The sequence below is a fragment of the Hansschlegelia beijingensis genome (genome assembly GCF_014196425.1).
GTDB lineage: Bacteria > Pseudomonadota > Alphaproteobacteria > Rhizobiales > Methylopilaceae > Methylopila > Methylopila beijingensis.
In genome coordinates, this window is the sequence record NZ_JACIDR010000002.1 from 499,255 (window position 1) to 517,667 (window position 18,413).

The 18,413-nt window shown below is 70.8% G+C and carries 18 protein-coding genes; 11 read left to right on the forward strand and 7 right to left on the reverse strand.

Features of this window, described 5'->3' with window-relative positions; genetic code table 11:
- Window positions 1-46: 46 nt before the first annotated feature.
- Window positions 47-1,039, reverse strand: a complete 993-nt coding sequence (locus GGR24_RS08875) for an aldo/keto reductase (protein ID WP_183394973.1) — start codon at window positions 1,037-1,039, stop codon at window positions 47-49.
- Window positions 1,040-1,137: 98 nt separating this feature from the next.
- On the opposite strand from GGR24_RS08875, the gene GGR24_RS08880 reads away from it, so the two are divergent.
- On the forward strand, window positions 1,138-2,049 hold the full coding sequence (locus tag GGR24_RS08880; RefSeq protein WP_183394974.1) for a LysR family transcriptional regulator: 912 nt from the start codon (window positions 1,138-1,140) through the stop codon (window positions 2,047-2,049).
- Between the two features lie 18 nt (window positions 2,050-2,067).
- Here the strand turns inward: GGR24_RS08880 and GGR24_RS08885 are convergent, their stop codons facing one another.
- Complete coding sequence (locus GGR24_RS08885; protein WP_183394975.1) at window positions 2,068-2,274, reverse strand: hypothetical protein; 207 nt, start codon at window positions 2,272-2,274, stop codon at window positions 2,068-2,070.
- A gap of 81 nt (window positions 2,275-2,355) precedes the next feature.
- Window positions 2,356-3,876, reverse strand: a complete 1,521-nt coding sequence (adh, locus tag GGR24_RS08890; protein WP_183394976.1) for an aldehyde dehydrogenase — start codon at window positions 3,874-3,876, stop codon at window positions 2,356-2,358.
- 252 nt (window positions 3,877-4,128) lie between these two features.
- Between adh and GGR24_RS08895 the strand changes: the two genes are divergently transcribed.
- Window positions 4,129-5,985: a sigma-54-dependent Fis family transcriptional regulator gene (locus GGR24_RS08895; RefSeq protein WP_183394977.1), complete on the forward strand. Its 1,857-nt coding sequence runs from the start codon at window positions 4,129-4,131 to the stop codon at window positions 5,983-5,985.
- A 15-nt stretch (window positions 5,986-6,000) separates the two neighbouring features.
- Here GGR24_RS08895 and GGR24_RS08900 read toward each other — a convergent pair whose 3' ends face one another.
- Window positions 6,001-6,627 (reverse strand): cytochrome b, encoded by a 627-nt coding sequence (locus GGR24_RS08900; RefSeq protein ID WP_183394978.1) that lies wholly within the window; start codon window positions 6,625-6,627, stop codon window positions 6,001-6,003.
- A gap of 241 nt (window positions 6,628-6,868) precedes the next feature.
- Between GGR24_RS08900 and GGR24_RS08905 the strand changes: the two genes are divergently transcribed.
- The 5 genes from GGR24_RS08905 (at window position 6,869) to GGR24_RS08925 (ending at window position 12,129) form a co-directional block, all read left to right on the forward strand.
- Window positions 6,869-7,747 carry an aldo/keto reductase gene (locus GGR24_RS08905; RefSeq protein WP_183394979.1) on the forward strand — a complete coding sequence of 293 codons (879 nt, stop codon included), beginning with the start codon at window positions 6,869-6,871 and terminating at the stop codon, window positions 7,745-7,747.
- Between the two features lie 42 nt (window positions 7,748-7,789).
- On the forward strand, window positions 7,790-8,284 hold the full coding sequence (locus GGR24_RS08910) for a GFA family protein (protein WP_183394980.1): 495 nt from the start codon (window positions 7,790-7,792) through the stop codon (window positions 8,282-8,284).
- An 88-nt stretch (window positions 8,285-8,372) separates the two neighbouring features.
- On the forward strand, window positions 8,373-8,882 hold the full coding sequence (locus GGR24_RS08915; protein WP_183394981.1) for a 2Fe-2S iron-sulfur cluster-binding protein: 510 nt from the start codon (window positions 8,373-8,375) through the stop codon (window positions 8,880-8,882).
- Window positions 8,879-9,895 carry an FAD binding domain-containing protein gene (locus tag GGR24_RS08920; RefSeq protein WP_183394982.1) on the forward strand — a complete coding sequence of 339 codons (1,017 nt, stop codon included), beginning with the start codon at window positions 8,879-8,881 and terminating at the stop codon, window positions 9,893-9,895. Before GGR24_RS08915 ends, GGR24_RS08920 begins: the two co-directional genes overlap by 4 nt.
- Window positions 9,896-9,906: 11 nt before the next feature.
- The gene (locus GGR24_RS08925) at window positions 9,907-12,129 is read left to right on the forward strand and encodes a xanthine dehydrogenase family protein molybdopterin-binding subunit (RefSeq protein ID WP_183394983.1); all 2,223 of its coding nucleotides are present in this window, start codon (window positions 9,907-9,909) and stop codon (window positions 12,127-12,129) included.
- 24 nt (window positions 12,130-12,153) lie between these two features.
- Here the strand turns inward: GGR24_RS08925 and GGR24_RS17925 are convergent, their stop codons facing one another.
- A complete protein-coding gene (locus GGR24_RS17925) occupies window positions 12,154-13,377 on the reverse strand; it encodes a cell wall hydrolase (protein ID WP_428978222.1) in 1,224 nt (407 codons plus the stop codon).
- A 124-nt stretch (window positions 13,378-13,501) separates the two neighbouring features.
- Entirely contained in the window at window positions 13,502-13,867 is a 366-nt protein-coding gene (gene cutA / locus GGR24_RS08935; protein ID WP_183394984.1) for a divalent-cation tolerance protein CutA, read from the reverse strand.
- A gap of 109 nt (window positions 13,868-13,976) precedes the next feature.
- Here cutA and GGR24_RS08940 point away from each other — a divergent pair, with 109 nt between their 5' ends.
- The gene (locus GGR24_RS08940) at window positions 13,977-14,348 is read left to right on the forward strand and encodes a hypothetical protein (RefSeq protein ID WP_183394985.1); all 372 of its coding nucleotides are present in this window, start codon (window positions 13,977-13,979) and stop codon (window positions 14,346-14,348) included.
- Between the two features lie 24 nt (window positions 14,349-14,372).
- Here GGR24_RS08940 and GGR24_RS08945 read toward each other — a convergent pair whose 3' ends face one another.
- The gene (locus GGR24_RS08945) at window positions 14,373-14,684 is read right to left on the reverse strand and encodes a hypothetical protein (protein WP_183394986.1); all 312 of its coding nucleotides are present in this window, start codon (window positions 14,682-14,684) and stop codon (window positions 14,373-14,375) included.
- Between the two features lie 110 nt (window positions 14,685-14,794).
- On the opposite strand from GGR24_RS08945, the gene zapE reads away from it, so the two are divergent.
- The 3 genes from zapE to sucC all read left to right on the forward strand — a co-directional run bounded on the left by zapE (window position 14,795) and on the right by sucC (window position 18,411).
- A complete protein-coding gene (gene zapE / locus GGR24_RS08950; RefSeq protein WP_183394987.1) occupies window positions 14,795-15,961 on the forward strand; it encodes a cell division protein ZapE in 1,167 nt (388 codons plus the stop codon).
- 126 nt (window positions 15,962-16,087) lie between these two features.
- Window positions 16,088-17,053, forward strand: a complete 966-nt coding sequence (gene mdh, locus GGR24_RS08955) for a malate dehydrogenase (protein WP_183394988.1) — start codon at window positions 16,088-16,090, stop codon at window positions 17,051-17,053.
- Between the two features lie 158 nt (window positions 17,054-17,211).
- A complete protein-coding gene (gene sucC, locus GGR24_RS08960; protein ID WP_183394989.1) occupies window positions 17,212-18,411 on the forward strand; it encodes an ADP-forming succinate--CoA ligase subunit beta in 1,200 nt (399 codons plus the stop codon).
- Window positions 18,412-18,413 lie beyond the last annotated feature (2 nt).

Sequence of the window (18,413 nt, forward strand, 5' to 3'; positions counted from 1 at the left end):
CCCATGGCCAGCATAGGGCGCGCGGCGGCCGCGGCGAAGCCCGCCTTCAGCGCTCGCTGTCGAGCATCGCCATCTGGACGGCCGGGTAGCGGTCGCCCACGGCCGCGCCCTTCGGGACGGCGCGCTCGATGGCGGCGAGATCGTCGGCCGACAGCGTCGCCTGGGTCGAGCCGAGCGCCTCGGCCAGCCGCTCGCGGCTGCGCGCGCCGACGACCGGGACGATGTCGTCGCCCTGCGCCATCACCCATGCGATCGCGATCTGCGCCACGCTGACGCCGCGGGCGTCGGCGATCGTCCGCAGCGCCTCCACCAGCCCGAGATTGGCCTCCACCGCGCCCTTCTGGAAGCGGGGGCCCATGAACCGGTGATCGCCCGGCAGGACCTTCGTCGCGTCGTAGTGGCCGCCGATCAGCCCGCGCGACAGCACGCCATAGGCGGTGACCGCGATCCCAAGTTCGCGCGCGGCGGGCAGGATCTTGTCCTCGAGGCCGCGCGAGATGAGCGAGTACTCGATCTGCAGGTCGACGATCGGGTGGATCGCGCAGGCGCGGCGCAGCGTCTCGGCCCCCACCTCGGACAGGCCGATGTGCCGGACATAGCCGGCCCGCACCATGTCGGCGATCGCCCCGACGGTGTCCTCGATGGGAACGTTGGGGTCGAGCCGGGCCGGGCGGTAGATGTCGATATGGTCGACCCCCAGCCGGTTCAGCGAATAGGCGAGGGACGTCTTCACCGCCGCCGGGCGGCCGTCGAAGCCGAGCCAGTCGCCGCCGGGACCACGCTGTGCGCCGAACTTGACGCTGAGCCGGTAGCTGTCGCGGGGGCGGCCACGGAGCGCCTCGGCGAGCAGCAGCTCGTTGTGCCCCATGCCATAAAAATCGCCGGTGTCGAGCAGCGTCACGCCGGCGTCGAGCGCGGCGTGGATGGTGGCGACGCTCTCGGCGCGGTCGGACGGGCCGTAGGCCCCCGACATCCCCATGCAGCCGAGCCCGATCGCTGAAACCTCGGGTCCGGTGCGTCCAAGCTTGCGCGTCTTCATCGAAAAACCTCCTGCGTTTTCAGTGGAGGCGATGTGGACCGGAGTGCGCTGTGCGATAATCCCAAATTCATCGTACGGACCGTGCGGGATTTCGGACAATGCCCGAGTTCGACCTGAACGACGCCGCCCATCTGGTCGCTGTGGCCGAGGCCGGCGGCTTCCGGGCGGCCGCGCAGAGGCGCACGGCCTCGGCCTCGGCGCTGAGCGAGGCGGTCCGGCGGCTCGAGGAGGCGGTCGGCGCGCGCCTGCTGAACCGCACGACCCGCAGCGTGGCGCTGACCGAGGCCGGCGCGCGGTTCGTGGACCGCGTGCGGCCGGCGCTCGCCGAGATCGCGGCGGCGCTCGACGGCGTGTCGGGCGATCCGGAGCGGCCGACCGGCACGCTCCGCCTCAACGTGCCGACCTTCGTGGCGCGGCACATCCTGCCGCCGATCGCGACCGCGTTCCTGAAGCGCCACCCCGGCGTGCGCATGGAGGTGATGGCCCAGGACAGCTTCGTCGACGTGCTGGCGGAAGGCTGCGACGCCGGCATCCGCTACGAGGAGCGCCTGGCGCTCGACGTCATCGCGACGCCGATCGGCCCGCGCCGGCAGCGCTTCGTGCTGGCGGCCGCGCCCTCATACCTCGCGGAGCGCGGGACGCCGGCGCATCCGCGCGACCTCGTCCGGCACGACCGGATCGGCCACCGCTTCACCGGCAGCAAGGCGCTCGCGATCTGGGAGTTCGAACGCGACGGCGAGGTCATCCGCGTGCCGCCCGAGGGGCCGCTCGTCGCCTCGACCTTCGAGATGCAGATCGCGGCGGCGCGCGGCGGGCTCGGGATCATCGGCCATTTCGGCGAGGCGCTGGCGGCCGACCTCGCGAGCGGGGCGCTGGTTCCGGTGATGGAGGACTGGTGGCAGGAGTTCTCCGGCCCGATGCTCTACTACCAGAGCCGCCGCCTGATGCCGGCGCCGCTCAGGGCGTTCGTGGACTTCGTGAAGAGCGAACGGCCGGCGGCCGCCGACTGAGGGCGAACGCGCCCGCGCTCAGGAGCCTTCGGCCGCGATGCTTCGCAGCACGCCCAGAAGTTCGGGCCCGGTGAGCACCTCGCCGCTGTCGAGATCGGCGACGGAGACGTTCTCCACCCCGCGCTCGGAGAGCTCGATCGCCTTCAGCAGCGCCTCGTCGCGCGTCCGGAACGGATAGGACAGCGGCTCCGCCGCATCCGTCACGGCCGAGGTCACGAAAGGCATTGCGGCTCTCCTCGCACGGTTGGAGCGCAAACAGATGGGGCGGCCGAAGCCGCCCCCAAGTCCCTGACGTCGAGCCGGCGCTCAGAAGAAGCCGAGCTTCTTCGGGCTGTAGCTGACCAGCATGTTCTTGGTCTGCTGGTAGTGGTCGAGCATCATCTTGTGGGTCTCGCGGCCGATGCCGGACTGCTTGTAGCCGCCGAACGCCGCGTGCGCCGGATAGGCGTGGTAGCAGTTCGTCCAGACGCGGCCGGCCTGGATGCCGCGGCCGAAGCGGTAGGCGCGGTTGATGTCGCGGGTCCACACGCCGGCGCCGAGGCCGTAGAGCGTGTCGTTGGCGATCGACATCGCGTCGGCGTCGTCCTTGAAGGTCGTGACCGAGAGCACCGGGCCGAAGATCTCCTCCTGGAAGATCCGCATCTTGTTGTGGCCCTTGAACACGGTCGGCTTGACGTAGTAGCCGCCCGCGAAATCGCCCTCGAGCTCGTTGCGGCCGCCGCCGGCCAGCACTTCGGCGCCTTCCTGCCTGCCGATGTCGATGTAGCTCAGGATCTTCTCGAGCTGCTCGCTCGAGGCCTGGGCGCCCACCATGGTGGCGGGATCGAGCGGCGAGCCGAGCTTGATCGCCTCGACGCGCTTCAGCGCCTTCTCCATGAAGCGGTCGTAGATCTTCTCGTGCACCAGCGCGCGGCTCGGGCAGGTGCACACCTCACCCTGGTTCAGCGCGAACATCACGAAGCCTTCGATCGCCTTGTCGAAGAAGTCGTCGTCTTCCGCCGTCACGTCCTGGAAGAAGATGTTCGGCGACTTGCCGCCGAGTTCGAGCGTGACCGGGATCAGGTTCTGGCTGGCGTACTGCATGATCAGCCGGCCGGTCGTGGTCTCGCCCGTGAAGGCGATCTTGGCGATCCGGTTCGACGAGGCGAGCGGCTTGCCGGCCTCGAGGCCGAAGCCGTTGACGACGTTCAGCACGCCCTCCGGCAGGATGTCGGCGATCAGCTCCATCAGGACCATGATGGAGGCCGGGGTCTGCTCGGCGGGCTTCAGCACCACGCAGTTGCCGGCCGCGAGCGCGGGGGCGAGCTTCCAGACCGCCATCAGGATCGGGAAGTTCCACGGGATGATCTGGCCGACCACGCCGAGCGGCTCGTGGAAGTGGTAGGCGATGGTGTCGTGGTCGATCTCCGACAGCGCGCCTTCCTGGGCGCGGACGCAGCCGGCGAAATAGCGCCAGTGGTCGATCGCCAGCGGAATGTCGGCCGCCATCGTCTCGCGGATCGGCTTGCCGTTGTCCCAGGTCTCGGCGAGCGCGATCGCCTCGAGGTTCTGCTCCATCACGTCGGCGATCTTGAGCAGCAGGCCGGCGCGCTCGGCCGGCGAGGTGCGGCCCCAGGCGTCCTTGGCCTTGTGGGCGGCGTCGAGCGCGAGCTCGATGTCCTCCTTCTGCGAGCGGGCGACCTCGCAGACCTTCTGGCCGGTGATCGGGCTGGTGTTCTCGAAATAGCGGCCGCCGACCGGCGCGACGAACCTGCCGCCGATGAAGTTGTCGTAGCGCTCCTTGAACGGCGAGCGGACGAAGGCGTCCATGCGTTCGGGCTTGTTCATGTCACTCCCTCCCAGGCTTGTTGTTGAGGCTGACCGCGCCATCGCAGCCTTCGTGCCAACGCGTCTTTCCGCGGAGGCCGGATCGCGCTGCGCTGCGGCAAGCGCCTGCTCCGGAAGGGCTTCCGGGTTCCGGCCCGCGCCGCCGGCCGGGCGCGCTGTGGACTCCGCCGGGCGTTCGGCACCAGACTGTCGCAGACAGCGGCGACCAACGCTGCGACATGTCGCAAAGCGCGACAAAAGGGACGAACGCCGATGAGCGCCGCGACCCCGCGCGCCGATCTGATGCAGGCGCGCCGTGACTTCTTCGATCGCCACGCGGAGCCGATGGGCGTCGTGCCGCCGTCGATCCTCCGCTCGTGGCGGCGCTGCGTGGAGCGGGGCTTCGACAGCCACGCCGAGCCGCGCATCGAACCGGTCGGCTCCGCCGCGCTGCGCGAGCACCACGAGCGCAGCGAGCGGCTGATCCGGCTGTGCCGTCCCGAGCTCGAGGCGCTCGCCGGGGAGGCGCGCGACACCGGCAGCTTGGTGATCCTGACCGATGGCGGCGGCCTGGTGCTGGACGCGGTCGGCGACCCGGGCTTCGCCGGCAAGGCGGCCGGCGTCGCGCTGCGGCCCGGCGTGCTGTGGGCCGAGGCGGCGGCCGGCACAAACGCGATCGGCGCCGCGCTGGTCGAGCGCCGGCCGACGGAGGTGCGCGGCGCGGAGCACTATTTCGAGTCGCACCGCATCCTGACCTGCGCGGCGGCGCCGATCCTCGACCCGCGCGGCGCGCTGCTCGGCGCCCTCGACCTGTCCGGGGCGGCCTCGATCCCGCACCTCCATGCGCTGTCGCTGATCCGGCTCGGCGTCGACCAGATCGAGCACCGCATGTTCGCCGAGGGCTTCGAGGGCTGCGACGTGGTCCGCCTGCACGTCGATCCGGCGCTGCTCGGCACGCCGCAGGAAGGCGTCGCGGTGTTCGAGGGCGCGCGCCTCGTCGCCGCCAACCGCCATGCGCTCAAGCTGCTCGGGCTCGACTGGAACGCGCTCGGCGCGCGCAGCTTCGGCGACCTGTTCGAGGGCGGCCATCTCGGCCGCGCCGAGGAGCGCACGCTGCGCGACCGTTCAGGAACGCTGCTGCACGCCCGCCTGCCGGCCCGCGCGACCGTGGTTCCGGGCGCGCGGCTGCGTCCCTCCCCGGCGCCGGCGGCTCCGGCTGCGGACGGGCCGGTGTTCGACCCCGCCACCCGGGCGAACCTCGCCCGGGCCGTGAAGCTCGTGGACGGCGACATCCCGATCCTGATTCAGGGCGAGACCGGCTCGGGCAAGGAGATGTTCGCGCGCGCCGTGCACGCCGCGAGCGCGCGGGCCGAAAAGCCGTTCGTGGCCGTCAATTGCGCGGCGTTGCCCGAGGGGCTGATCGAGTCGGAGCTGTTCGGCTACGAGCACGGCGCCTTCACGGGCGCCCGGCGGGCGGGCTCCAAGGGCCTGCTGCGCGAGGCGGACGGCGGCGTGCTGTTCCTGGACGAGATCGGCGACATGCCGCTGCCGCTGCAGGCGCGGCTGCTGCGCGTGGTGCAGGAGCGCGCCGTGACCCCGCTCGGCGGCGGCCGGCCGACGCCGCTCGACGTCAGGCTGATCTGCGCCACCCACCGCGATCTGCAGGGACTTTCGGCCCAGCAGGCGTTCCGGCCCGATCTGTATTTCCGGCTGGCCCAGTTCACCTTCGCGCTGCCGCCGCTGAGAACGCTGCCGGACCGCACGGCGCTGATCGAGGCGCTGTGGCGCGGGCTGCCGACCGATGGCCGGCGGATCGGCGCGGACGGGCTCGAGGCGCTGCGGCGCTATGACTGGCCCGGCAATCACCGGGAGCTGGTCGGGGTGCTGAAGGCGATGATCGCGCTTTCGTCGCCGGGCGAGACGCTCGGGCCGGACCTGCTGCCGGCGACCGTGCTTGCGGCCTCGAGCGCGCTTGCCCGGCCCGCCGAGAACGCCGAGGGCGGGCTCGAGGCCATGGCCCGCGGCGCCATGCTGTCGGCGATCGAGGCCTGCGGCGGCAATGTCGCGGCCGCGGCGCGCAAGCTCGGGGTGAGCCGGTCGACGCTCTACCGGCGCGCGCTCGGTCGCTGACGAGCGCAGATCGTCTCAGGGACGGGACGAAGTCCGCCCCGACTGTCTGGCGCGCCCGTCCGGCAGCATGCGCCGGAGCACGTCGTCCTTCAGCACATACTGATGATAGAGCGCCGCCACGGCGTGGCCCGCCGCGATGATGATGATCGCCCAGGCCAGCCAGTCATGCGTTTCCTCGAACAGCTCGTGCAGGGCCTTCGAGCTCGGTCCGAACGGCGACGGGATCAGCAGGCCGAAGAAGCTCATCCCCTTGGGGTTTTCGCCTGACCAGCGGATCGCGAAGCCGAGCAGGGCCTGCGCGGCGAGCAGGCCGTAAAGCACGTAATGCACGCTCTTGGCGGCGATCTCGACCCAGCCTGTGACGGCGGGGCTGACCTGATGCCCCGGGGTCAGCCGCCACGCCACGCGGGCGACGATCACCGCCGTCAGGATGACCCCGAACGACATGTGGGCGACGACCAGCAGATGTCGCTCCGGCCTTGGCAGGAAGCCCCAGACCTCGGCCAGCACGAACAGCAGGACCACCAGGACCACGGTGGCCCAGTGCAGGATGATCGAGAAGGAGTCGTAATGGCTGCGATCGCTGCCGGCTGCGATCCTGACCGTTGCGGCTATCGCGCCGCTCCTCGACGAGTTCGTCATCGAACTCTCCTCAACCGGCGCTCGCAAGGCGCCTCAAGCGGAACTAAGCCGTCATTCCGGACCGGACAGGAGCCGCCCCTGAAAAGAGACCTCCCGGGCCGCGAGGCGGCGCGACGGGCGCCGCGCCCCATGCGCAGAAGCGAGTGGCTGCGTTCCGGGACGCAAGAAGCGCCGGGTTGTGCTGGCGGGACGTCGGAACCAAGTCGGAAGCCGACGCTTTTGGCGAACAAGGAGCTGACCCATGAGCAAAGCCGACGCAGCCGCTTCCGGAACCTTCGAACTCGCCGGGCGGACGATCCACCGCCTCGGCTACGGCGCCATGCGCGTCACCGGCGAAGGGATCTGGGGCGAGCCGAAAGACCGCGAGGAAAGCCTGAGGACGCTGCGCCGGCTGCCGGAGCTCGGCGTCAACTTCATCGACACGGCCGACAGCTACGGCCCGTTCGTCAGCGAGGAGCTGATCCGGGAGACGCTTCACCCTTATGACGGCCTCCTCATCGCCACCAAGGGCGGTCTCACCCGCCACGGCCCGAACGTCTGGCTGCCGGTCGGCCGCCCCGAATATCTCCGCCAGTGCGTGCTGATGAGCATCCGCCGCCTCGGCGTGGAGCGCATTGATCTGTGGCAACTCCACCGCATCGATCCGAAGGTCCCGCAGGACGAGCAGTTCGGGGTGCTGGCCGAGATGCAGAAGGAGGGCCTGATCGACCAGATCGGCCTGAGCGAGGTCAGCGTCGCGGAGATCAAGGCGGCGCAGAAGCACTTCACCGTCGCGACCGTGCAGAACCGCTACAATCTGGTCGACCGCACCAGCGAGGACGTGCTGGACTTTTGCGCGCAGAACGGCCTCGGCTTCATTCCCTGGTACCCGCTCGCGGCGGGCGGCCTCGCCAGGCCCGGCTCGGTGCTGGACACGATCGCCAAGAAGATCGGCGCGAGCCCGAGCCAGGTCGCCCTCGCCTGGGTGCTGAAGCGCAGCCCGGTGATGCTGCCGATTCCGGGCACCTCGAAGGTGAAGCATCTCGAGGAGAACGTCGCGGCGGCCGCCATCGCGCTCTCCGACGAGGATTTCCGCGCCCTCGACGAGCAAGGCAAGGCGGCGTTCAGGAAGGCCGCCTGACCGGCGGGGCGAGGCGCGACGCTCTCTGGAAAGGACGCCGGCATGCCGATGACGCTCGAAGGCTCATGCAAATGCGGCGCGGTCGGCTTCTCGGTCGAGAGCCACGCGCCCTACCCCTACCAGCTCTGCTACTGCTCGATCTGCCGGAAGACCGCCGGCGGCGGCGGCTTCGCGATCAACCTGCACGCCGACGCGACGACGCTGAAGATCAAGGGCGAGAAGGCGATCGGCGTGTTCCGCGCCGAGCTCGCCGACGCCGAGGGTCATCTCCACCGCAGCAGCGCGGAGCGGAATTTCTGCTCGCGCTGCGGCTCGGCGCTGTGGCTCTACGACCCGAACTGGCCGGAGCTGGTTCATCCGTTCGCCTCGGCGGTCGACAGCGAGCTTCCGGTTCCTCCGGCGCGCACGCATCTGATGCTCGGCTCCAGGGCCTCCTGGGTCGAGCCCGCGATCGGTCCGGACGATCTCGCCTTCGACGAATATCCGGAGCAGTCGATCGAGGACTGGCACCGCGCTCACGGTCTCTGGATCGAGTGACGGCGGACGGAACGTCTTCTCTCTGGAACGGTTCTTAACCGGGCGGCGGGGCCGCTCGTCCGGAGCCATCCAGAAGAGGGGAAGCCGAGTGGTCTATGTCAGCGGTGCGCCCGGCGCCGTAACGGTCTCGCTGACCGTGAACGGCAAGCCGCAGACGCTCTCGGTCGCGCCTTCCACGACGGTGCTCGACCTGCTGCGCGAGCGGCTCCACCTCACCGGCACGAAGAAGGGCTGCGACCAGGGCCAGTGCGGCGCCTGCACGGTGCTGATCGACGGCCGCCGGGTGAATTCCTGTCTCCAGCTCGCCGTCATGAATGACGGCCGCGAGATCACCACCATCGAAGGTCTCGGGGCGCCGGGCGGGCTGCATCCGATGCAGGAGGCCTTCGTCGCCCATGACGCCTTCCAGTGCGGCTACTGCACGCCCGGGCAGATCTGTTCGGCGGTGGCGCTGCTGAAGGAGGGCCGGGCCCGGACGCGCGCCGAAATCCGCGAGCTGATGAGCGGCAATCTCTGCCGCTGCGGCGCCTACACGAACATCGTCGACGCGGTCGAGGCCGTCATGGGCGCCGGCGCGTCGCAGGAGGCCGCGGAATGATGAACTTCTCCTACGCCCGCGCCGAGAGCGTCGGGGAGGCGATCGCCGCCGTGTCGGGCGACCCGCACGCCCGCTACATCGCGGGCGGCACCAATCTGGTCGACCTGATGAAATATGACGTCGAGCGGCCGGGCCGGCTGGTCGACATCACGCGCCTGCCGCTGCGCGAGATCGCCGCGACCGCCGGCGGCGGGATCAGGATCGGCGCGCTCGTGCCGAACTCCGACCTCGCCTACGACGCCCGCGTCGAGCGCGACTACCCGCTGCTCGCGAGCGCGATCCTGGCGGGCGCCTCCGCGCAGCTCCGCAACGCGGCGACCACCGGCGGCAACCTGCTCCAGCGCACCCGGTGCTACTACTTCTATGACGTCGGCGCCCCCTGCAACAAACGCGCCCCCGGGTCCGGCTGCGGCGCGATCGGCGGGGTCAACCGCATCCACGCGATCCTCGGCGCGAGCGAAAGCTGCATCGCCACCCACCCCTCGGACATGTGCGTCGCGCTCGCGGCGCTCGAGGCCGTCGTGCACGTCGCGGGACCCGGGGGAGAACGGACGATCGCGTTCGAGGATTTCCACCGCCTGCCGGGGGATCGGCCGGAGGCCGACAACACGCTGCGTCATGGCGAGCTGATCACCGCCGTCGAGCTTCCGGCGCCGCGCTTCGGGCCCCACCACACTTATCTCAAGCTGCGCGACCGGCTCTCCTACGCCTTCGCGCTGGTCTCCGTGGCCGCCGGGCTCGAGCTCGAGGGCGACACGATCCGGGACGCGCGCGTCGCGCTCGGCGGCGTGGCGCACAAACCATGGCGGGTCCCGGAGGCCGAGACGCTGCTGCGCGGCCAGAAGCCGTCGCGCGAGGCCTTCGGGGCGGCCGCCGAGCGCCTCCTGCAGGGGGCCCGGGGCCAGGGCGACAACGACTTCAAGATCGAGCTCGCGCGTCGCGCCGTGGTGCGCGCGCTCGAACAGGCCGCGGCCGCGACCCCGCAGCGTCAGTCCGACAAGTCGATCAACTGAGGGAGGGCGCGATGCCGGAGGGCTATGTGGGCGGCGCGCAGCCGCGGGTCGACGGACCGCTCAAGGTCAGCGGTCTTGCGCAATACGCCGGGGAGTTTCCGGCGGAGGACCTCGCCTATGGGGTCGTGGTGTCGAGTTCGGTCGCGAAGGGCCGGATCCTGCGGTTCGATCTGGAAGCCGCGCGCGCGACGCCGGGCGTGGTCGCCATCCTGACCCACAAGGATCGGCCGACGGTCACGACCGACGCGGAGTCGCATCAGGACCAGGCGGCGCCGCCCGGCCTTCCGTTCATTCCGCTGCTCGACGAGCGCATCGTCTACAGCGGCCAGCCGGTCGCGCTGGTGGTGGCCGAAACCTTCGAGGCCGCGCGCGGCGCGGCGGCGCTGGTCAGGGTCGAGTATGAGGCCGAGCCGGCCGTCGTCGACGTCGCCCAGCGCCGGGACTCGGCCTATGACCCGCCGGAGAAGCGCGACGGCGTGCCCCCGCCCCCTCCGCCCCGCGGCGACCCGGACGGCGCGTTCGCGGCGGCGCCCGTCAAGGTTTCGGGCGACTACCGGATCGCCGTCGAGCACCACAACCCGATGGAGCCGCACGCCTCGACCGTGTTCTGGCGGGGCGGCAAGCTGGTGGTCCACGACAAGGTGCAGGGCGTGACGAACACCAAGGCGTTCGTCGTCAACATGTTCGGCCTGCCCGAGGACGACGTGCGGGTCCTGTCGCCCTTCGTGGGCGGCGCGTTCGGCAGCGGCCTGCGCCCGCAATATCAGCTGACGCTCGCCGTGATGGCCGCGCTGAGGCTGAAGCGCTCGGTGCGGGTGACGCTGACCCGCGACCAGATGTTCACCTTCACCTACCGGCCGGACACGCTGCAGACCGTGGCGCTCGGCGCCGGGCCCGACGGGCGCCTCCAGTCGATCCGCCACGACGCCATCGCCTGCACGTCGACCTACGAGGACTATCAGGAGGCGGTCGTGAACTGGTCGGGGCTGATCTACGCCTGCGACAATGTCAGCCTGTCCTACCGGCTCGCCAAGGTCGACACCGCGACGCCCGGCGACATGCGGGCCCCGGGCGCGACCACCGGCGTCTATGCGCTGGAGGCCGCGATCGACGAGCTCGCCTACGCGGCGAAGGTCGACCCGCTGGAGCTCCGGCTGCGCAACTACGCCGAGCGCGACCAGAACGACGACAAGCCGTTTTCGTCCAAGGAGCTGCGCGCCTGTTACGAGCGCGGCGCGGAGGCTTTTGGCTGGTCGCGGCGCTCCCCGGAGCCGCGTTCGATGCGCGAGGGGCGCGATCTCGTCGGGCTCGGCGTCGCGACGGGCTGCTGGGAGGCGATGATGCAGCCGCACTCCGCGCGCGCCACGCTGACGGCGGACGGCAAGCTCGAGGTCGCCTGCGCGACCGCCGACATCGGCACCGGCACCTACACGATCCTGGCGCAGATCGCCGCCGACGCGCTCGGCCTGCCGATCGACGACGTGGCGGTGCGGATCGGCGACTCGTCCCTGCCGATGGCGCCGGTCGAGGGCGGTTCATGGGCCGCGGCCTCGGCCGGCTCCGCGGCGCAGATGGCGTGCGCGGCGTTGCGCGAGGAGATTCTGAAGCACGCCCGCGCGATGGAGAACTCGCCGCTCGCCAATGCGGCGCTCGACCATGTCGTCTTCTCAGGCGGGCGCGTGGCGCGGGCGGACGACCCGGCCCGGTCGATCTCCTATGCCGACGCGCTGAAGTCCGCGGGGCGGGAGAGGATCGAGGCGAAGGCGGACTTCGCCCCGGACGAGGAGTTCCAGAAGAAGTTCGCCGCCTACACGCACTCCGCGGTGTTCGCGGAGGTGCGGGTGGACGAGGAGCTCGGCGTCGTGCGCGTCACCCGCATCGTCAGCGCGATCGCGGCCGGAAAGATCCTCAACCAGATGACGGCGCGCAGCCAGATCCTGGGCGGCGTGGTCATGGGGATCGGCATGGCGCTCCACGAGGAGAGCATGCCGGACCGCCGCCTCGGCCGCTTCATGAACCACAATTTCGGCGAGTACCACATCCCGTCGCACGCCGACGTGCAGGACATCGAGGTCATCTTCGTGGACGAGGCCGACGAGGCCAATCCGCTTGGGATCAAGGGCCTTGGCGAGATCGGGATCGTGGGGGCGGCGGCCGCGGTCGCCAACGCCGTGTTTCACGCGACCGGCAAGCGCGTCCGCGATCTGCCGATCACTCCCGACAAGCTGCTCTGAGGGCGCGGCCGAGGCCGCGCCGTCTCACCGCGAGATGCTGTCGCCGGCCCGCAGCCGCACGGGCTCGTCGTCGTCAGGCTCCGCCGCCTGCTCGAGCTGACGCTCGTAGCGGTGCGAGGAGGTCTCGCCGGTGCGGGCGTACTGCTCCGCGTCGCGGCTCGCCGAGCCGTAGTCGGCCACGGGCTGCGGACCGACCTGCCAGCCGAGTTCGGCCGGAGTGGGCTCGCGGGCCGGCGGCGGAGCGCGATACTCCAGAGGCTCGCGCGCGGCGACCCGCGTGGGCCGGGGAGCGGCGGTTCCGGCAGGGGCTGCGAGCGGGCGGCTCTCGATGCGCTGGTTCTGGCTCCGCCAGCTCTGCGGCGAGCCGTACATGTCGCGCGGCTCCTCGACCTGGGCGACCTCGTAGCTCCGCTGCGGCTCCACGCGGGAGCGGGCGGGCTCGCGGCGCGCGGTCCGTGCGGACGCGTCGGGCAGCGGCTCGTACTGCGGGATCTCCTCGACCTCCTGACGGGCCGCCTGACGGCTCTCCTGCCGGCGAGCGTCAGGCAACGGCTCGTATTGCGGGACCGGCGCCTCGTTGCGGGCGACCTGGATCGGGCGTTCGACCGGCGGCCGCGGCGCGGGCTCGGCCGCGACGACCTCGATCGGCGCCTCGCGCGTCCGGGCAGGACGGTCGTCGATGATCTCGTTGCGCGCGACCATGATCGGGCCGCCGTCGATGCGCTCGGTCGGAGGCGGCGGCGGGCCCCAGCGGCCATCGCCGCCCCACCAGGTCTTCGGCGGCTTCTTCTTCTCGTAGAAGGCGTTGCCGCCCGCCACCAGCACGTACTTCATGTTCCGATAGGGGAACTTGTAGCCGGCGGTGTGGAAGAAATGCGCGTTGCCCACGCCCCCGTGGCGGCGGCCGGCCAGCACCGCGTCCGCGACCCGGCGGGCGCGCGGAGCGCCCCGGTCGGTCATCGGCCGGGTCAGCACGCCGGGCGCGAACTGGTTCTTGGCGCCCACCACCTGGCAGATGGTGGAGCCGTATTTGCCGGACTTCAGCCGGTTCATCACCACCGTGCCGACCGCCAGCATGCCGGCGTCGCTCGAACGGTTCGATTCGAAATACATGGCGCGCGCGAGACATTCGCGCTCGCTCAGACGGACGCGCTGGACCCCTGTCGTGGAGGCGCAGCCGGCGAGGCCGGCCGCCACCATCGTCACGACGAAAGCCGCGCGGAGACTGACCAGTGAAGGTCCTGTCACGCCGGTACTCCAACTCGATACGCCACGCCACTCGGAGCCTGCTGTGGCCGCCCGGCCACATCTCCGGCGAGAAGCGAAGCCGCCTCCCACGGCTCAACAAAATGCGAAGAGTCTGAGGAAAGCTTTAACCGATCGAGGATTCTGTCCCCGGGTCGCCTGAGCCCCCGCTTTCCACGGGCGCGACCTGATCGCGCAGCCAGCCGAGATAACCGGCGGAGCCGCCGAGCACGGGCAGCACCAGGATCTCGGGCAGCTCGTAATTGTGCAGCCGGGCGATCGTCCGCCGCACGCGCTCGGCGGCCGCCGAGGTGGTCTTCAGCTCGACCACGAACTCCGGCGTGCGGCAGAGCTCTCCCTGCCAGCGATAGACGCTTTCCGCCGAGCCGATGCGCGCGCAGGCGGCCTCGCCGCCTTCGACGGCGGCTTGCGCGATGGCGTCCGCGACCGCCCGGTCATCGGTGGTGGTGGTGACGATCACGAAGTCCGGCATGCTGGCTGGCGTTCCCCGGATGAAATGCAAAGCCGCGGCGCAGGCCGCTCGCCAGCCTCGCCCGACGCGCTATGCTGGAGCAAGCAGGTCCCGGGAAGAGGGAGACGCCATGACGGCCGGCTTCTTGCGCGCGTCTCTCGCGGCCGCCCTCGGCCTGGCGCTTGGCTGCTCCCCCGCATGGGCCGAAAACCCGTTCGCCGGCACCTGGGCCCCGAGCTGCGATCCGGCGCCCGCCAAGGTCGTCGACAACAAGCTCGCGACCCTGGTGTTTCTGGACGGCGCCGTGAAGTTCTCGGATTTCCAGTGCGAGATCCTCGGCTGGCGCAAACAGGGCAAGCGTTACCGGTCGGAGCTCACCTGCTTCAAGAAGGGCGCGGAGCCGGTCAAACGGGAGCTCGCGGTCCGGCAGATCGGCGAGAAGCTGAAGGTCGTCGTCAGCGAGGGCGCATACGCCAAGATACTGGAGCGTTGCGGGAACTGAACGCCGCCGCGAACCGGCGCGCCGCTAGTAGCGCCACCAGTATTCCTTGATGTTCCCGCGCCGGCCGGCCGAGACGTCGTAGCGCGACTGCAGCTCCTGCTCCTGGGTCTGGTAGATCGGCCCGTAGGGCGTGTCGTCCTCCTCCGCGTCGTCGCGATAGACGTAGCGCTGCGGCGCCGCGGGCCGCGTGGCCGGACGGCCGCGGCGGCGCTCGGCGGCGTGGTTCGCGTGAGCCGCCGGACGGGCGACGCGCGGCTCGGCGCGGCTCCAGTCGGCCGCCTGCGCGGCGGGTAGAGACAGAAGGATAGTTGCGAAGGCGAGCGCGACGGTCTTCATCGGGGCGCGGCTCCTGTGCGGACCAGGCCGGCCGTCCCGCCGAACCTTTTCCCTCGGGCAGACATGCTGGGGCAACGTCCTCTCCATCCCAACGTTCCGCGGGCTCGCGGATGATCGGCGCCACGCGGCAGCGCTACGAGGCGCTCGTGCGGTCCGGCGCGCTCGACCGCGACCCCGCGCAGGAGCGCCTGGTCGCCCGGCTCGACGCGCTCGAGACGCGCCTGCGGGAGCGGCTGCGCGGCAAGTCGGGCGCGCTGAACTGGCTGTTCGCCCGCCGGGCGGATCCGCCGCCCCGCGGCCTCTATGTCTGGGGAGAGGTGGGCCGCGGCAAGACGCGGCTGATGGACATCTTCTTCGAAGCCGCGCCGACCGAGCCCAAGCGCCGCGTGCATTTCCACGACTTCATGCTGGACGTTCACGCCCGCATCCACGCCGGACGGCTCGCCGCCAGGGAAGGCCGGGGCGCCCATGGCGACGTCATCCCGGCGATCGGCGACCAGCTCGCCCGCGAAGCCTCGCTGCTGTGCTTCGACGAATTCCACGTCACCGACATCGCCGACGCGATGATCCTCGGCCGGCTGTTCGAGCGGCTGTTCGCGGCCGGCGTGATCGTGGTCGCGACCTCCAACGTGCCGCCGCCCGAGCTGTACCGGGACGGCCTCAACCGCTCCCTGTTCCTGCCTTTCGTCGCGATGCTGCAGGATCGCCTGGACGTGGTGCGGCTCGACGCCCGCACGGATTTCCGCCGCGAGAAGCTCGGCGACGGGCGGATGTGGCTGACGCCGGCCGACGACGAGGCCCGCTCGGCGCTCGACGCCGCCTTTCTGGCGCTCGCGGGCGAGGCCGGCGGCCCGGCGACGCTGGAGGTCCAGGGGCGCGTGCTCGAGATCCCGCACGCCGCGCACGGCGTCGCGCGCGCCCCGTTCGACGCGCTCTGCGGACGGCCGCTGGGAGCGGCGGACTATCTGGCGATCGCCCGACGCTTCCACACGCTGATCCTCGACGACGTCCCGGAGCTCGGCGACCGGCGCCGCAACGAGGCCCGCCGGTTCATGACGCTGGTCGACGCGCTTTATGAGCATCACGTCAAGCTGCTTGCCTCAGGGGCGGCCGAGCCCGACCGGATCTGGGTCGGCCGCGAAGGCTACGAGAACTTCGGCTTCGCCCGCACCGCCTCCCGGCTGGTCGAGATGGGCTCCGACGAGTGGCTGTCGCGCCCGCACGGCAAGCCCGACAGCGCGGCGAGCGGCGCCACGACCGGCCTGGTCGAGACCTGACGAAGAGGGTCGTGAAAGCCCGCGCTCCCTTGAACGGCTTCGCCGATCGGGCTAGTTGCGAAGGCCTGACCGCCCGCGGGGCCTGTCGCCTCGCCACGCCCGCACTCTCACGGCTCTGAGGACCCCATGGCGCGCAGCAAGATCGGACTCGTCGGCGCCGGCCAGATCGGCGGCACGCTCGCCTTGCTGGTCGGCCTCAAGGAGCTGGGCGACGTCGTCCTGTTCGACATCGTCGACGGGGTGCCGCAGGGCAAGTCGCTGGACATCGCCGAGGCCTCGCCGATCGAGGGCTACGACGCCCGTCTCAAGGGCACCTCGTCCTACGAGGATCTTTCGGGCTGCGACGTGGTGATCGTCACCGCGGGCGTGCCGCGCAAGCCCGGCATGAGCCGCGACGACCTTCTGGGCGTCAACCTCAAGGTCATGGAGCAGGTCGGCGCGGGCATCGCCAAGTACGCCCCCGACGCCTTCGTGATCTGCATCACCAATCCGCTCGACGCCATGGTGTGGGCGCTGCGCACCGCCTCCGGCCTGCCGACCCACAAGGTCGTCGGCATGGCGGGCGTGCTGGACTCGGCGCGCTTCCGCTACTTCCTCGCCGAGGAGTTCGGGGTCTCGGTCGAGGACGTCACCGCCTTCGTGCTCGGCGGCCATGGCGACACGATGGTGCCGCTGCCGCGCTACTCGACGGTCGCGGGCATTCCGCTGCCGGACCTCGTGAAGATGGGCTGGACCACCCAGGAGCGGCTCGACCAGATCATCCAGCGCACCCGCGACGGCGGCGCCGAGATCGTCGGCCTGCTCAAGACCGGCTCGGCCTTCTACGCGCCGGCGGCCTCCGGCATCGCGATGGCGGAGAGCTATCTTCGCGACAAGAAGCGCGTGCTGCCCTGCGCCGCCCACCTGACCGGCCAGTACGGCGTGGACGGCATCTATTGCGGCGTGCCGGTGGTGATCGGCGCCGGCGGCGTGGAGCGCGTCGTCGAGATCGAACTCGACCGCGCCGAGAAGGCCGCCTTCGACAGGTCGGTCGACGCCGTGAAGGGCCTCATCGAGGCCTGCAAGGGCATCGCGCCCAATCTCGGAAAGTAACGTTCCCGGCCTCTTCCGCATGGAGGAGGCGCAAGGAAACGACGACGTTGCGGCCCGCCCGGTGGCGAATTCCGGCGGGCCGTGCTTATAGGCGCCGGAGAACGGCCGACGCGGCGCGCGCCTGGCGCGGAGCTCGCCTCGCCGGAGGGAGGAACTTCATGAACATACACGAATATCAGGCAAAAGCGCTGCTGCGCCGGTTCGGGGCGCCGGTGCCCTCCGGAGCGGCGATCCTGTCCGCGTCGGACGCCGACGCCGCGATCGCGTCCGTGACCGGGCCGGTCTGGGTGGTGAAGTCGCAGATTCACGCCGGCGGCCGCGGCAAGGGCAAGTTCGTCGAGGCTGAGGCCGGCGAGCTCGGCGGCGTGCGGCTGGCGCGCTCGGCCGAGGAGGCCAAGAGCTTCGTCCAGCAGATGTTCGGCCGCACGCTGGTGACCAAGCAGACCGGCCCGGCCGGCAAGCAGGTCAACCGCCTCTACGTCGAGGAAGGCTCGGCGATCGAGAAGGAGTTCTACCTCTCGGCGCTGGTCGACCGCACCACCGGCGGGGTCGCGTTCGTGGCCTCCACCGAAGGCGGCATGGACATCGAGGAGGTGGCGGCGAGCCACCCGGAGAAGATCCACACCATCGCGATCGACCCGGCGACCGGCGTGATGCCGCATCACGGCCGCACGCTCGCCAAGGCGCTCGGGCTGACGGGCGACCTCGCCAAGCAGGCCGAGAAGCTTTCCGCGACGCTCTACGAGGCGTTCGTGGCGACCGACATGTCGATGCTCGAGATCAACCCGCTGATCGTCACCGAGGACGGCCAGCTGCGCTGCCTCGACGCGAAGGTGTCCTTCGACTCCAACGCGCTCTACCGCCATCCGGAGCTCGCCGAGCTGCGCGACCTGACGGAGGAGGACGAGAAGGAGATCGAGGCGTCGAAGTACGACCTCGCCTATATCGCCCTCGACGGCACGATCGGCTGCATGGTGAACGGGGCCGGGCTCGCGATGGCCACCCTCGACATCATCAAGCTCTACGGCGAAGAGCCGGCGAACTTCCTCGACGTCGGCGGCGGCGCCTCGGAGGAGAAGGTCACGGCGGCGTTCAAGATCATCACCGCCGACCCGCAGGTGAAGGGCATCCTCGTCAACATCTTCGGCGGGATCATGAAGTGCGACGTGATCGCCAACGGCGTGATCGCGGCCGTCAAGGCGGTCGGCCTGCAGGTGCCGCTGGTGGTGCGGCTCGAGGGCACGAACGTCGAAGAGGGCAAGCGGATCATCGCCGAGAGCGGCCTTGACGTGCTGCCGGCCGACGATCTGGACGACGCGGCGCAGAAGATCGTCGCCGCGGTGCGGGGGAGGAACTGAGC